Below are 13930 nucleotides of genomic sequence, written 5' to 3'. Positions count from 1 at the left end.
ATAGAAGTTAAAAGAAGTTTGGGCTTCGCCCGAAGTTAACAGAAGTTAGCGGACATATGTATAAATTGCTGAAAATAAAGCATTTGTCTGTTAACTTCCATCCATCGTAGATGGATTAACTTCTTCTTAACTTCCTCTAACTCCTATTTTGACACGTCCTCAATCGGCTTACTATATATATAGGTGCCGGCATTACCTTTTTACTTTTTTACTTTTTTACTCTTTTGCTTTTTTACTTTTACAACAAAATGCGCAACCTATTAGAATTCCTTTCACGTCACAACCACTGGTTTGTCTTCGTGCTGCTTGAGGTGCTGAGCCTCACGTTGTTGTTCAATTACAACAGCTATCAGGGCAGCGTATGGTTCACGTCGGCCAACGCCGTCAGCGGCAAGGTGTACGAGTGGAGCTCGGCTGTGACACAATATTTCTCGCTCACCGACGTCAACCGTCAGCTCACCCAGCGCAACGTCTATCTGGAACGCGAAGTGGAGATGCTGGCCGAACAGATACGCAAGACACAGAAGGACACTACCGCTGTGGAGCGTATGCAGCAGAGCGTGATGCGACAGTATAGCACCATACCTGCCAAGGTGGTGAGCTCGTCGCTCGACAAGGCCAACAACCTCATCACTATCGATAAGGGCAGTGCCGACGGTGTGCGCAAGGACATGGGCGTAGTGTGCGGCACGGGCGTAGTAGGCATAGTCTATCTCACGTCCGAACACTACTCGGTAGTGATACCGGTGCTCAATGCTCAGTCGAACATAAGCTGCTCGATACGCGGACGCGGCTACTTCGGCTATCTGCACTGGAACGGAGGCTCGCCCGAATATGCCTATATCGACGACATCCCCCGCCATGCCCACTTCAAGCTGGGCGACTATGTGGTGACATCGGGCTACTCGTCGGTGTTCCCCTCGGGAGTAATCGTAGGACGTATCAAGCATGTCTTCAACTCGGCCGACGGTATGGCCTATCGCCTCAAGGTGACGCTGACCACCGACTTCACCCGCTTGCGCGACGTGTGCGTAATCAACGACACCGAGATGGAGAAGAAGATGGAGATACTCCAGGCGGCTCAAGACTCGCTCAAGGCACGCCAATAATCATAACGTAATCACCCTCATACAGAAAAATGAATCTTAACACAGTAAGAAACATTATATTCTTCGTCATACTGCTTGTCGTTCAGGCACTTGTGCTCAACCACATCCACCTGTTCGGCTATGCCACCCCGCTGCTGTATGTCTACTTTCCGCTGACGTTACGCACCGGCACCCCGCGATGGGCGGTGTTGCTGTGGTGTTTCGCCATGGGTCTGGCGGTCGACATATTCTCGTCGACACCCGGTGTGGCTTCGGCCTCGATGACCCTCGTCGGCCTCATACAGCCCTATGTACTCACATTGTTCGCACCGCGCGACAGCGGCGACGACCTGCGTCCGTCGCCCGTCACACTCGGTGTGTCAAAATATGTCAATTACACAATCATCTGCGTCTTGATATACTCGCTGGCGTTCTTCAGTCTGGAGGCGTTCAATCTGTACAACTGGACACAGTGGGCTTTGTGCACAGTGAGCAGTGCTGTGCTCACCATAGTGCTGATATTGGTAATTGAAAACTTACGTCGTAAAAGATGAGCAGGTATACACTCGAAAACCGTCGCTTTGTAATTGGAGGTGTAGCCGTGGCAATTGTCACGGTGTACATAATTCGTCTGTTCACCCTCCAGCTCATGAGCGACGACTACAAGAAAAACGCCGACTCCAACGCCTTCCTCAAGAAGGTGGAGTTTCCGTCGCGCGGTGCCATATACGACCGCAATGGACAGTTGCTCGTATACAACCAGCCTGCCTACGACATCATGGTGGTGATGAACGAGGCAAAGGGCCGTATCGACACTACCGAATTCTGCAAGTCGCTCGGCATCACCAAGGAATACTTCATCAAGCGCATGGACGACATAAAGAACTATGCCAAGAATCCCGGCTACTCGCGATTCACGCAGCAGCTCTTTATGAGCCAGCTCAGCAATGAGGAGTTCAGCAACTTTCAGGAGAAGATGTTCCGATTCCCCGGTTTCTATGTGCAGAAGCGCAGCATACGCCAGTATCAGACATCGTACGGAGCACACATCCTCGGCGACGTGGCTGAGGTGTCGCCGTCGGACATTGAAGACGACGACTACTACCAGCCCGGCGACTACATAGGCAAGCTCGGTGTGGAGAAATACTACGAGAAGGAACTGCGTGGCGAGAAGGGTGTACAGATATTGTTGCGCGACGCCCGCGGACGCATACAGGGCAAGTATATGGACGGAGCCTACGACCGTCAGCCAGTGGCGGGCAAGGACCTCACGCTGTCTATCGACGTCAAGCTGCAGGCTCTGGGCGAACGTTTGCTCGAAGGCAAGATTGGCAGTATTGTGGCCATCGACCCCCGTACGGGCGAGGTGCTCGCTATGGTGTCGGCACCGAGCTACAACCCTCGCATCATGGTGGGACGCTCGCGCTCCAAAAACCACCGACTGCTGACACGCGACGCATGGAAACCGCTGCTCAACCGCTCCATTATGGGTATGTATCCGCCGGGTTCGACATTCAAGACTTCTCAGGCTCTGACGTATTTGACCGAAGGCATCATCACACCCGGAACCGCTTTCCCTTGCCATCGTGGCTTTTATTGTCGCGGACTGCACGTTGGCTGTCACTCGCATCCGTCACCTATTGCCCTTGTCGATGCCATATCCACATCGTGCAACGGCTACTTCTGTTGGGGACTCTACTACATGATGGGCAACCGCTCGAAATACAAGAACCCCTACGACGCCATGAACGTATGGCGCGACTATATGGTGAGCATGGGATTCGGCTACAAGCTGGGCATCGACTTGCCGGGCGAGAAGCGTGGCATGATACCTAATGCCGAATATTACGACCGCAACTATCGCGGATCGTGGAACGGACTCACCATCGTGTCTATATCAATCGGCCAGGGCGAGGTGACGCTCACACCGCTGCAGATAGCCAATCTGGGTGCCACGATAGCCAACCGTGGCTACTACTATACGCCTCACGTAGTGCGTAAGGTGCAGGACATGCCGCTCGACACGGCATTCACCCATCGCCATTTTACCAAGGCCAACCGTCGCTCGTACGACTATGTGGTGGCAGGCATGCGCTCGTCGGCAATGAAGGGTACGTGTAGAGCACTCTCCCGACTGCCCTTTGAGGCGTGCGGCAAGACCGGTACGGCGCAGAACCATGGTCGCGACCACTCCGTATTCATGGGCTTCGCCCCGATGAACAATCCTAAGATTGCCATTGCCGTGTATGTGGAGAACGGCGGATGGGGTGCCGACTACGGTGTGCCTATAGGCGGACTGATGATGGAACAGTATCTCACCGGCAAGCTGTCGCCTTCGGGTGAGGCTATAGCCGAGAACATGCAGCACCGCCGCATCGGCTACGGACCACGCTTCCCGGGACAGGAGCGCAGGGCGGCAGAGGCACGCAAGGCTGCAGCCGTCAGGAAGGCAAAGGCTGCAAAGGCTGCAGCTGCACAGCAGGAAAAGACTGCCGAGGAGAATAATGCCGCTCAATGATAGTTCCAGTAGATTTATTCAAATAATAAAATAATTGAACTTTTTCGCAAGTTCAGTAAAATAAGAATTTAAAGTAGAGTTATGCCAACAACCGACAAACCGCTGAACTTCTGGTCGCAAGTAGACTGGATAACGATAATCCTGTACATCGGACTGATGGTGTTCGGATGGGTCAGCATTTGTGGAGCCAGCTATACATACGGCGAGAACGACATCTTCGCCTTGAGCACGCGTTCGGGTATGCAGGTGATATGGATAGGCACCAGTATATGTCTGGGATTTGTCATACTGATGATGGACACGCGCTTCTTCGACACTTTCTCGTATGTGATATACGGAGGGTTGCTGTTGCTGCTGTTTGCCACCATATTCAATCCGCACGACATCAAGGGTTCGCACTCGTGGCTCGTCATAGGTCCGCTCCGATTGCAGCCTGCCGAGTTCGGCAAGTTTGCCACAGCCTTGGCTTTGGCGAAACTGATGAGTTCGTACGGCTTCAACATAGGGCGGTGGAAGGACTTCGCAGCCGCCTGTGCCGTCATCTTCATCCCGATGCTCTGTATTGTGGGCCAGCGCGAGACGGGTTCGGCACTGGTATACCTCACCTTCTTCCTTGTGCTCTATCGCGAGGGCATGCCCGGCAGCATACTGTTTACGGGAGTTGCCATGGTGGTATACTTCGTTGTGGGCATCAAGTATGAGAGCGTGCTGATGCTCGACACCCCCACGTCGGTGGGACGCTTTGTGGTGCTGACGCTTGTGCAGATATTCACGGCATGCATGGTCAACGTGTATACCAGGCAGAAGAACCAGACCCGCATAATTCTGGGCTACGGCCTCGGTCTTACGGCTTTGGCTATGCTCTTCTCGGTATACGTGATTCCATTTGACGTGACGTGGGTGCAGCTTGCTTCTTGTCTCGGCATCGCCGTGTATCTGCTGCTCAACGGACTGCGCACCCGACTGCCGCAATATTTCCTCATTCTGGGGTTCGCCGTCGGTTCGGTAGTGTTCTTCTACTCTGCCGACTATGTGCTCAATAATGTCATGGAGCCTCACCAGCGTGTGCGTATCAACGTGCTGCTCGGACTGGACGAAGACCTTGCCGGAGCCGGCTACAATGTACATCAGAGCGAGATAGCCATCGGTTCGGGCGGACTGAAGGGTAAGGGATTCTTGAACGGAACCCAGACCAAGCTGAAGTTCGTGCCCGAGCAAGACACCGACTTCATCTTCTGCACCGTAGGCGAGGAGGAGGGCTTTGTAGGCTCGGCAGGAGTGCTGCTGATGTTTCTGGCGCTCATACTGCGGCTGCTGAAGCTCGCCGAACGACAACCGTTCACATTCGGGCGAATCTACGGCTACAGCGTGGCGTCGGTGTTCCTGTTCCACGTGTTCATCAATGTGGGAATGGTGCTCGGATTGACCCCCGTTATCGGCATCCCGCTGCCGTTCTTCAGTTACGGCGGCTCGTCGCTATGGGGATTCACCATATTGCTCTTCATCTTCCTCCGAATAGATGCCGGACGAAACTTCGCCCAGGGCAGAATAGGATAGAAATGGTAGAGAGTTGAGAATTTTAGAGTTGAAAGTTTAGTAATAACCAATTTTTATAAAAAAAACTGATTATATACAATGGCAGAATCGAATTTTGTAGACTATGTTAAGATATACTGTCGCTCGGGCAAGGGCGGCCGTGGTTCAATGCACTTGCGCCACGTGAAGTACAACCCCAATGGTGGTCCTGACGGAGGCGACGGTGGACACGGAGGTAGCATATACCTGCGCGGTAACCACAACTACTGGACACTGCTGCACCTGAAGTTCCAGCGCCACGTCTTCGCTGAGCATGGAGGCAACGGCGGACGCGACAAGTGTCACGGCAAGGACGGCAAGGACATATACATCGACGTGCCTTGCGGAACCGTGGTGTACAACGCCGAGACCGGCAAGTATGTGTGCGACGTGATGCACGACGGACAGGAGGTGCTGCTGCTCAAGGGCGGTCGCGGCGGACTGGGCAACTTCCAGTTCCGTTCGGCTACCAACCAGACTCCGCGCTATGCGCAGCCGGGTGAGCCTATGGAGGAGATGACCATCATCCTCGAGCTCAAGCTTCTTGCCGATGTTGGTCTGGTAGGTCTGCCCAATGCCGGCAAGTCGACATTACTGTCGGCTGTGTCGAGTGCGCGCCCCAAGATTGCCAACTATCCGTTTACAACGCTCGAGCCGTCGCTTGGCATCGTCGACTATCGCGACCACAAGTCGTTCGTAATGGCTGACATCCCCGGTATTATCGAGGGAGCTAGCGAGGGCAAGGGTCTCGGACTGCGATTCCTGCGCCACATCGAGCGCAACTCGTTGCTGCTCTTCATGGTGCCTGGCGACACCGACGACATCAAGCGCGAGTATGAACTGCTGCTCAACGAGCTGCGCCAGTTCAATCCTGACATGATTAGCAAGCACCGTGTGCTGGCTGTGACCAAGTGCGACCTGCTCGACGACGAACTCATGGACATGCTGCGCGAGACGCTGCCCGACGACCTGCCCGTAGTGTTCATATCGTCGGTTACGGGTCTGGGCATACAGCAGCTCAAGGACACCTTGTGGAACGAGCTCAACTCGGAGAGCAACAAGTTGCAGAGCATCACTGCCGAGGACACTCTCGTACACCGCGACAAGGACATGACACGCTTTGCTGCCGAGATGCAGGCTGAGGGCGAGGACGAGATTATATACATCGACGACGAGGACATCGAGGACGTTGACGACCTCGACGACTTTGAATATGAAGAGGAGGACTACGATGACGCAAAGTAGTCTCACTCCCACATATTATAATATAGCTGACGGCGTAACGGCCTTCTCCACCACCCGCCATGGCGGGGTGGGGCAGGGCGCTTACGCCTCGTTCAATATTAACGAGTGGTGTGGCGACGACCCGCAGCACATCGCTGAGAACCGACAGCTGCTTGCCGACGAACTCGGATTGCCTTCGCAGCACATCATTATGCCGCATCAGACGCATGGTATTGACACACGCATCATTGCCAAAGAGTTTGTCACTCTGCCTGACAACATACGCCGCATGTTGCTTGAGGGCGTCGACGCCGTGATGACCGACCTCCCTGGCGTGTGCATAGGCGTAAGCACTGCCGACTGTATACCCGTTCTGCTCTACGACGAGGCTCATCATGCTGTATGCGCCATACACGCCGGATGGCGAGGCACAGCGGCTCGCATTGTGCTGAAGGCTATCACCGATATGCGCGCAGCTTACCATACCGACCCCACGCAGCTCAAGGCAATCATCGGACCAGGCATTTCGGAGCGCAACTTTGAGGTGGGCGACGAGGTGTACGACGCCTTTGCCGAAGCCATGTTCGACATGGACGCTGTGGCTCATCGCGAAATGAAACGCAACGACGACGCTGCCGACCCGAAAGACAGGTTCTCGATGAAGTGGCATATCAATCTGCCGCTCTGCAACCAGATGCTTCTGGAGCAGGCAGGCGTGCCAAAGGAGAATATCCAGGACACAGCCATCTGCACGTTCGACAATACCGATGACTATTTCTCGGCACGCCGACTCGGCATCAATTCCGGCCGTATATACAACGGCATATTCCTAAATCCCTGACAACCGATGAAATTATTGAAAATCAAAAATCTGCTATTACTTGCAGCAGTGGTGTTTGCCACCACTGCTGAAGCTCAGTTCAAACAAAAGTTCACCGCTGCCGAACAGCAGCAGATAAGCATTGCCACACCGGGACTCTTCAGCCGTTCGGATGCCTTCAACGTCGATTTCAGCCTGTTGAAGGCATCGGAATACTCGTTTCCGCTGCCCGTGGGCAAGGCTACTGTACGCAAGAACAACTCTGTAGAGATTGTGACTAAGGACGGCGACGCGGTGAAGGCAATGTTTGACGGAACCGTGCGTCTCTCGCGCAAGCATCCCGAACTGGGCAATGTCATAGTCATACGCCACCGCAACGGATTTGAGACGGTGTATGGCAACAATGCCGAGAACCTTGTTGAGGTGGGCACTAACGTGCGTGCTGGACAGACCATAGCCATCGTCGGACATAAGGACGGTAAGTTCTACTGCGACTTCTCGATAATGGTGAACGGTGCACGTATCAATCCTTCGGCTATGATCGACGTGCATAGTCATCGTCTGCACCGCCAGACATTGCTCTGCGAGAAGAGTGGCGACTACGTGAATGTGAGTGTGCTGGGCGACAAGACCGACATCGAGGAGTCGGCTACCGACATGGAGATGGACGTGTTTGAGAAGTCGTCGACATTCAAGTGGAATCTTGAACAGATGGAGAAGGAACGTTGGGCTTATCCGTTGCCGGGTGCCAAGGTTATCAGTCCGTACGGAGGCAAGCGCCGCCATGCAGGTGTCGATCTCAAGACCAAGGCCAACGACGAGATTGTGGCTGCCTTCGATGGCGTTGTGACACGCTCGTCGAGCTATTATGGCTACGGCAACTGCATCATCATAAAGCACGCCAACGGTCTGGAGACGCTCTACAGCCATCAGTCGAAGAATTTCGTCAAGGTTGGCGACAAAGTAAAGGCAGGTCAGGTGATAGGCCTGACCGGACGCACAGGACGCGCCACAACCGAGCATCTGCACTTTGAGACTCACTTCAAGGGCCGTCGCTTCAATCCTAACCTTATCTTCGACCATACAGCCAACAAACTGCAGCAATCAACTATCACGCTGACAAAGAACGGTGGTATCACGTCGAAGAAGAATTGAGAGCTCCGTATTTCGGGTGAAATATCCGTCTTTCGGTTAAAGATAAAAAAAAGGGGCGCTCAATTTACGATGTAAGTCGTAAACTGAGCGCCCCTTTTATATTGTCTTATCGGGATGCGATATTTTTACAGAGCGTCGATAACAGCGCAGATATCACCGAAGATACGCGGCAGTTCGCCGAGACCGTTGATATGGTGGTGGATGCCTTCAGCCTTGTACCACTCGATGAGCGGAGCAGTCTGGTTGTGGTAAACGTCGAGGCGCTTCTTGATTGTCTCAGCGTTGTCGTCCGAACGGCCGCTCTCCTGGCCACGCTTTACGAGGCGTGTCATAAGCTCGTCCTCAGGAACGTCAAGCTCAATCATAGCAGCTACCTTGTGTCCACGCTCTGCAAGCATCTTCTTGAGAGCCTCTGCCTGCGGGATTGTACGGGGGAATCCGTCGAAGATTACGCCCTTGTGCTCCTTGCCGAAGCTGTCGTATACGCTTGCGAGGATATCAATCATAAGCTCGTCGGGGATAAGCTGGCCGTTGTCAATAAATCCCTTGGCTGTCTTGCCAAGCTCTGTTCCGTTCTTGATTTCATTGCGGAGCACGTCACCTGTCGATATATGGTTGAAACCATACTTCTCGATCATGAGGTCGCTCTGGGTGCCCTTGCCTGAACCAGGAGCACCGAAAATAACGATGTTCTTCATCTTTTTAACTTAAAAATAAATATGTACTGTTTGTTCTGTTGTTACTGATTAAGCAGTCGTGTCTATTCTTCCACCACTGTGTATATGTCCTTGAGGTTGCGTCCCTGTTGGTCGTAATCAAGTCCGTAGCCCACAATGAAGTCGTTGGGAATCTCGAATGCCGTGTAGCGTATGTCGAGTTCGGTCTCAAGACAGTCGGGTTTGAGCAGCAGTGTGCAGATGTGTATCGCCTCAGGCTGCTTCTCGGCGAGTTGGGCGAGAATGGCTTTCATTGTCAGTCCCGACTCGATGATGTCTTCTACGATGATGATGGTGCGGCCCTTGATGTCATCGTTGAGACCTATCAGCTGCTTCACTTTGCCGGTAGACGATGTTCCTGCATACGACGACATCTTGACAAATGATATCTCGGCAGGCACGGTTATCTCGCGCATCAGGTCGGCTGCGAACACAAACGAGCCGTTGAGCATTGCCAACAGCAGTGGGTTCTTGTCTGCCATATCGTTGTTGATATGGTCAGCCAGAGCCTTGACACGCTTCTTGATTTCTGCCTCGGGTATCGAGGTCTTGAATGTCTTGTCTTTTATCTTTACTATACTCATTGGTTGTTGTCTGTAATTAGGTGCAAAGTTACTGCAAATCGGAGACAATACAAAATAAACTGAATGCTATTTCAGGTGCAAAGAGTGGCCCATACGGTCGCGCTTTGTCTTGAGATAGCGCTCGTTATACTTGTTAGGTGTCACTTCGATGGGCACGTTCTCTACAATTTCGAGTCCATAAGCCTCAAGTCCTACGCGCTTGGTCGGGTTATTGGTGAGCAGGCGCATCTTGTGGATGCCGAGGTGGCGCAGCATCTGTGCTCCGCAGCCGTAGTCGCGCTCGTCGGCCTTGAAGCCGAGGTGTACGTTGGCGTCGACTGTGTCGTAGCCTTCTTCCTGCAACTTGTATGCCTCAATCTTGTTCATCAGTCCGATGCCGCGACCTTCCTGCTGCATGTATACTACAACGCCTTTGCCCTCCTTCTCAATCATCTGCATTGCCTTGTGCAGCTGCTGTCCGCAGTCGCAACGCTTCGAGCCGAGAATGTCGCCGGTAGCGCACGATGAGTGTACGCGTACGAGTACGGGTTCGTCTTCGCTCCATTCGCCCTTGACGAGAGCCATGTGCTCCAGTCCGTTGCTCTGCTGGCGGAACGGGATGAGGCGGAAGTGGCCCCACTCGGTAGGCATGTCAACCTCTTCGCCAACCTCGATGATTGATTCCTTCTTCAATCGGTAGGTGATGAGGTCCTTTATGGTGATGATGCGCAATCCCCATTCCTGAGCCATCTTCTGCAGGTCGGGCATGCGTGCCATGGTTCCGTCGTCGTTCATGATTTCCATAAGTGCACCGGCAGGACGCAGTCCGGCAAGACGGCAGAGGTCGATTGTAGCCTCGGTGTGTCCGCAACGGCGCAGCACGCCATTGTCCTGGGCATACAGCGGGTTGATGTGGCCAGGACGTCCGAATGTCTGCGGTGTCGATGCAGGGTCGGCAAGCGCCTGGATTGTTGCGGCACGGTCGGCAGCAGATACACCGGTAGTGCATCCTTCAAGCTTGTCGACGGTCACTGTGAACGGTGTGCCGAGCATACTTGTGTTGTCGCTCACCTGGTGGGGCAGGTCGAGCTCCTCACACCTCGACAGCGTGATTGGTGCGCAAAGCACGCCACGTGCGTTCTTAAGCATGAAATTCACTTTCTCCGGAGTAATCTTCTCGGCTGCGATTATGAGGTCGCCCTCGTTCTCACGGTCTTCATCGTCAACGACGATTACAAATTTACCTTCTTTGAAGTCTTTCACGGCATCCTCAATGCCGCTAAGTTTGAACTCTCCCATATTTCAGATGTTTAATGTGTATCTATATTAGTTGTTTATTATAATGTGAGTCCATCGCGCTGGGCAATGGCACGTATTCTTTCGGTTATTATGTCGTTTTCGGCCTTTATCGTGCGCAGGTCGCGCAGCAGACGCAGGCGGTATCGCCACATGCGCATGTACAGTACGAAGCCCAATGGTATTAACACTGCCGACACAATGTTGAGCCATTTGCGCTCGAAGGGTCGGGTGTGTGCCTTGACCGACATGATGGGGTAGACGCTCAGGTGGTTGATAATGGTGCGGTCGCGTGAGTTGCTGAGGTCTTCAATCACCTTCTCAAGCTGCTCGTATATGCCAGCTATGGCGTGGTCGGGCTCGTAGCGGAAGAATACGCGAATCCAGCTGGGCGCATGCTTCAGGTTGTGCTGCTCGGAATAGTGTGTCACCTCGTCGCTTATTGCCATCAGCTTGTGATAGTCTGAGACATAGTCGGGGTCGTTGATTATCACTTCCTTGCGTGCAACGTGTCGTTTTATGCGCAGTCCCAGGAATCTGCGCAAGAGGTCGGTATATACCTCGACGTTGAACACTACAGAGTCGTTGGTGGCTTTGTAGGTGAAGAATATGGCCATAGGTATGAGCACCGCTGGCGCAAGACCCAGTCCGAACCACATCGTCCACATCTCCTTCTTTGCCATGGTCTGTCCTGTATTGTCGAGAATATAGAATACGATGAACACAATTACCGATATGAGCACAGGCAGGCCAAGACCACCCTTACGGATAATGGCTCCGAGCGGTGCTCCAATGAAGAAGAACACCAGACAAGTCAGTGCAAGCGATATCTTGCTAAACCATTCTATCTCGTGCTGACGTATGATGCGGTCGCCGTCGGATGTCATCATCTGTTTGAAGTCGAGGTCGGTGGTGCGCGTTCGTACCTGCTGTTGGGCGTAGCTGATAGCTGAACGCTGGGCATCGGTACTCAATCGGACGAAAGCCGAGTCGACATTGTATTTTGTCGTGTTGGCAAGCGCCAGAGCGCGCAGCGAGTCCTTCTTGGATACCTGCTTCAGCGCATACACCATACGTAGGTCTTCGTTGTAGTAGGCACGTCCGATGCTGTCGTATTGTGCCGAAATGGAGTCCTTGTCGTGTGTGATTTGCGCGAAGCCTTTGGCTTTGGCGTTGTTTGAGAGGCCCGCTCCGTCGTTCATATTGAAGTCGCCGTCGTAGTCAAGCAGTATGCGCTTGGCTGTAAACGACTCGCGACGATAGGGCACAGAGGCATTGCCTGCCAATTCCTGGGCCTGCATGTTCTCAAACCATTCGCCGTTCCACAGCGTCATGAGCAGGTGTTTCTTCTCTGCAGTGGCTTGAAGCATGCCCGAGTCGGCAAGAATAATAGCCTGGTCTTCGTACGAACCCGTCATACGATAAATCATGATACCGTATAACTTGCCCGTATTCAGGTCTTTCTTTTGTACGTAGATGTTTGAGTTGGGTATGCCATCATAGAATATGCCTTCCGGAATTTCGAGCTCAGGGCTCTTCTGCTTCATCGACAGCAACATCATCATCAGATGACGGTTGGCGTTAGGGCCGATGGTGTTCTGAAAGTAAAGCGATGTGAAGCATATCAGAATGCTGATGGCAATGAGCGAACGGAAAGCCTGCATCAGCGAGATGCCTGCGGCTTTGATTGCTGTAAGCTCCGAGCTCTCGCCCATATTTCCGAATGTGATGAGCGAGGATAGGAGTATGGCCAATGGGAGAGCCTGCGGTACAAGCATCAGGCCCATGTACCAGAAAAATTCGGCAAGCACGTCCATCGACAAGCCCTTGCCTACGAGCGTGTCGATATAGCGCCACAGAAACTGCATCATCAGCACAAACTGGCAGATGAAGAAGGTTCCGACGAACAGAAGACCGAATTGCTTGGCTATGAATATGTCTAATTTCTTTATTCGAAACATTATATATATATAGGTATATCGAATTGCAAAATTAGCATAAATATTTCATAAACTATTACTTTTTATGTTTTTTTGCAGACGTGTCGGCGCAAAATACCCACACGTGGTGAATCATTGTGTTAAACGCCGCTGGTGCGGCGCAGTCGCTCGAAGTTGTGGCTCCATGTATCCTGCAGCCACTCGAGGTCGTCGGTTGATACGAAATCGGTGATGTGCAGCGTGTATTGTCCCGACAGCGAGCTGCGCTCCATGCGAATCTCCACAAACGATTCGTCGTCCTCGTCGTCCCACTGCCAGCGCACACATACGTAGCGCTCCTTGCACGTCAGCGTGGCTTGGCGTGTCTCGTGATGTCGCCAGTCGTCGCCCCAGGCAAACACAATGTGATTGCCGTCCATCGTCACCTCGTCGGCAATCCAGCGGTTCAGACCCTCGGCTGTGCCGATTAGCTGCCACACTATATTGCGTGATGTAGAGTTGAGCGAGTGTTCTATTTCTATCTTTTTCTTGTTCATGCTATAAATTTAAGTTACACTTTTGCGGCTTTCGACGCCGCAAGGTTAGGTTATTGAGTGTATTTGTTGGTGCTTTAATTGCCGAGGTGTAGTCTTTCTTTTGCAAAGATAGCGCATATTTCATATATAACAGCACGAAATTGTGCCATTTTTCATCTTTTTCAGCAAAAAGTTCAAAAAAATCGCTGAAAAATTTTGGAGTTAACAAAAAATGCATTACCTTTGCACCCGCAATCAAAACGATGGCGGGATAGCTCAGCTGGTTAGAGCGCATGATTCATAATCATGAGGTCCCCAGTTCAATCCTGGGTCCCGCTACACTTTTAAGGTTCACAACATAATGTGTTGTGAGCCTTTTTTATTTCATTACTGTACAGTAAGATTTTCAAGAATCATTGGATCAAATAATATTGTTGTGTTTTTAACGGCTCACCCGATAAACTAGGGGGAAGACGCTTTGATTCTATAGAAAATTTATACCTTTGTGCCATGAATAATC

13 protein-coding genes and 1 tRNA gene are annotated in these 13930 nt (G+C 52.4%); 8 read left to right on the top strand and 6 right to left on the bottom strand.

Annotated features, from left to right (window positions below; translation table 11 throughout):
- The first annotated feature begins 248 nt into the window (after positions 1-248).
- The 7 genes from mreC to I6E38_RS09415 all read left to right on the top strand — a co-directional run bounded on the left by mreC (position 249) and on the right by I6E38_RS09415 (position 8380).
- The gene (gene mreC / locus I6E38_RS09445; RefSeq protein ID WP_235393749.1) at positions 249-1109 is read left to right on the top strand and encodes a rod shape-determining protein MreC; all 861 of its coding nucleotides are present in this window, start codon (positions 249-251) and stop codon (positions 1107-1109) included.
- Positions 1110-1138: 29 nt separating this feature from the next.
- Complete coding sequence (mreD, locus tag I6E38_RS09440) at positions 1139-1642, top strand: rod shape-determining protein MreD (protein ID WP_235393748.1); 504 nt, start codon at positions 1139-1141, stop codon at positions 1640-1642.
- Entirely contained in the window at positions 1639-3606 is a 1968-nt protein-coding gene (gene mrdA / locus I6E38_RS09435; RefSeq protein ID WP_235393747.1) for a penicillin-binding protein 2, read from the top strand. The genes mreD and mrdA overlap by 4 nt, the downstream gene beginning before the upstream one ends.
- Before the next feature lie 81 nt (positions 3607-3687).
- Positions 3688-5163 (top strand): rod shape-determining protein RodA, encoded by a 1476-nt coding sequence (gene rodA / locus I6E38_RS09430; protein ID WP_235393746.1) that lies wholly within the window; start codon positions 3688-3690, stop codon positions 5161-5163.
- A gap of 78 nt (positions 5164-5241) precedes the next feature.
- On the top strand, positions 5242-6426 hold the full coding sequence (gene obgE, locus I6E38_RS09425; protein WP_235393745.1) for a GTPase ObgE: 1185 nt from the start codon (positions 5242-5244) through the stop codon (positions 6424-6426).
- A complete protein-coding gene (gene pgeF / locus I6E38_RS09420; RefSeq protein ID WP_235393744.1) occupies positions 6413-7246 on the top strand; it encodes a peptidoglycan editing factor PgeF in 834 nt (277 codons plus the stop codon). The genes obgE and pgeF overlap by 14 nt, the downstream gene beginning before the upstream one ends.
- Before the next feature lie 6 nt (positions 7247-7252).
- Positions 7253-8380: a M23 family metallopeptidase gene (locus I6E38_RS09415; RefSeq protein WP_235393743.1), complete on the top strand. Its 1128-nt coding sequence runs from the start codon at positions 7253-7255 to the stop codon at positions 8378-8380.
- Between the two features lie 125 nt (positions 8381-8505).
- Here I6E38_RS09415 and I6E38_RS09410 read toward each other — a convergent pair whose 3' ends face one another.
- From I6E38_RS09410 to I6E38_RS09385, 6 genes are all read right to left on the bottom strand, one after another.
- Entirely contained in the window at positions 8506-9078 is a 573-nt protein-coding gene (locus tag I6E38_RS09410) for an adenylate kinase (RefSeq protein WP_235393742.1), read from the bottom strand.
- A 62-nt stretch (positions 9079-9140) separates the two neighbouring features.
- Positions 9141-9680, bottom strand: coding sequence for a hypoxanthine phosphoribosyltransferase (gene hpt / locus I6E38_RS09405; protein WP_235393741.1), 540 nt, complete (start codon positions 9678-9680; stop codon positions 9141-9143).
- A gap of 66 nt (positions 9681-9746) precedes the next feature.
- Positions 9747-10958, bottom strand: a complete 1212-nt coding sequence (locus I6E38_RS09400) for a bifunctional 3,4-dihydroxy-2-butanone-4-phosphate synthase/GTP cyclohydrolase II (RefSeq protein ID WP_235393740.1) — start codon at positions 10956-10958, stop codon at positions 9747-9749.
- A gap of 38 nt (positions 10959-10996) precedes the next feature.
- A complete protein-coding gene (locus I6E38_RS09395; protein ID WP_235393739.1) occupies positions 10997-12916 on the bottom strand; it encodes an LptF/LptG family permease in 1920 nt (639 codons plus the stop codon).
- A 119-nt stretch (positions 12917-13035) separates the two neighbouring features.
- Positions 13036-13431: an START-like domain-containing protein gene (locus I6E38_RS09390; protein ID WP_235393738.1), complete on the bottom strand. Its 396-nt coding sequence runs from the start codon at positions 13429-13431 to the stop codon at positions 13036-13038.
- Position 13432: 1 nt separating this feature from the next.
- On the bottom strand, positions 13433-13705 hold the full coding sequence (locus tag I6E38_RS09385) for a hypothetical protein (protein ID WP_235393737.1): 273 nt from the start codon (positions 13703-13705) through the stop codon (positions 13433-13435).
- On the opposite strand from I6E38_RS09385, the gene I6E38_RS09380 reads away from it, so the two are divergent.
- Positions 13676-13749 (top strand) — tRNA-Met (locus I6E38_RS09380). The genes I6E38_RS09385 and I6E38_RS09380 overlap by 30 nt on opposite strands.
- The last annotated feature ends 181 nt before the right edge of the window (positions 13750-13930 follow it).

The organism is Leyella stercorea, assembly GCF_021531355.1.
Lineage (GTDB): Bacteria > Bacteroidota > Bacteroidia > Bacteroidales > Bacteroidaceae > Prevotella.
Note: the sequence above shows the minus strand (reverse complement) of the source record. Positions and strands in the feature narration are given on the sequence as shown.

Excerpts from the sequence above, each read along its gene's own strand:
- mreC (WP_235393749.1), top strand. The coding sequence starts at position 249 with ATGCGCAACCTATTAGAATTCCTTTCACGTCACAACCACTGGTTTGTC.
- mreD (WP_235393748.1), top strand. The coding sequence starts at position 1,139 with ATGAATCTTAACACAGTAAGAAACATTATATTCTTCGTCATACTGCTT.
- mrdA (WP_235393747.1), top strand. The coding sequence starts at position 1,639 with ATGAGCAGGTATACACTCGAAAACCGTCGCTTTGTAATTGGAGGTGTA.
- rodA (WP_235393746.1), top strand. The coding sequence starts at position 3,688 with ATGCCAACAACCGACAAACCGCTGAACTTCTGGTCGCAAGTAGACTGG.
- obgE (WP_235393745.1), top strand. The coding sequence starts at position 5,242 with ATGGCAGAATCGAATTTTGTAGACTATGTTAAGATATACTGTCGCTCG.
- pgeF (WP_235393744.1), top strand. The coding sequence starts at position 6,413 with ATGACGCAAAGTAGTCTCACTCCCACATATTATAATATAGCTGACGGC.
- I6E38_RS09415 (WP_235393743.1), top strand. The coding sequence starts at position 7,253 with ATGAAATTATTGAAAATCAAAAATCTGCTATTACTTGCAGCAGTGGTG.
- I6E38_RS09410 (WP_235393742.1), bottom strand. The coding sequence starts at position 9,078 with ATGAAGAACATCGTTATTTTCGGTGCTCCTGGTTCAGGCAAGGGCACC.
- hpt (WP_235393741.1), bottom strand. The coding sequence starts at position 9,680 with ATGAGTATAGTAAAGATAAAAGACAAGACATTCAAGACCTCGATACCC.
- I6E38_RS09400 (WP_235393740.1), bottom strand. The coding sequence starts at position 10,958 with ATGGGAGAGTTCAAACTTAGCGGCATTGAGGATGCCGTGAAAGACTTC.
- I6E38_RS09395 (WP_235393739.1), bottom strand. The coding sequence starts at position 12,916 with ATGTTTCGAATAAAGAAATTAGACATATTCATAGCCAAGCAATTCGGT.
- I6E38_RS09390 (WP_235393738.1), bottom strand. The coding sequence starts at position 13,431 with ATGAACAAGAAAAAGATAGAAATAGAACACTCGCTCAACTCTACATCA.
- I6E38_RS09385 (WP_235393737.1), bottom strand. The coding sequence starts at position 13,705 with ATGCGCTCTAACCAGCTGAGCTATCCCGCCATCGTTTTGATTGCGGGT.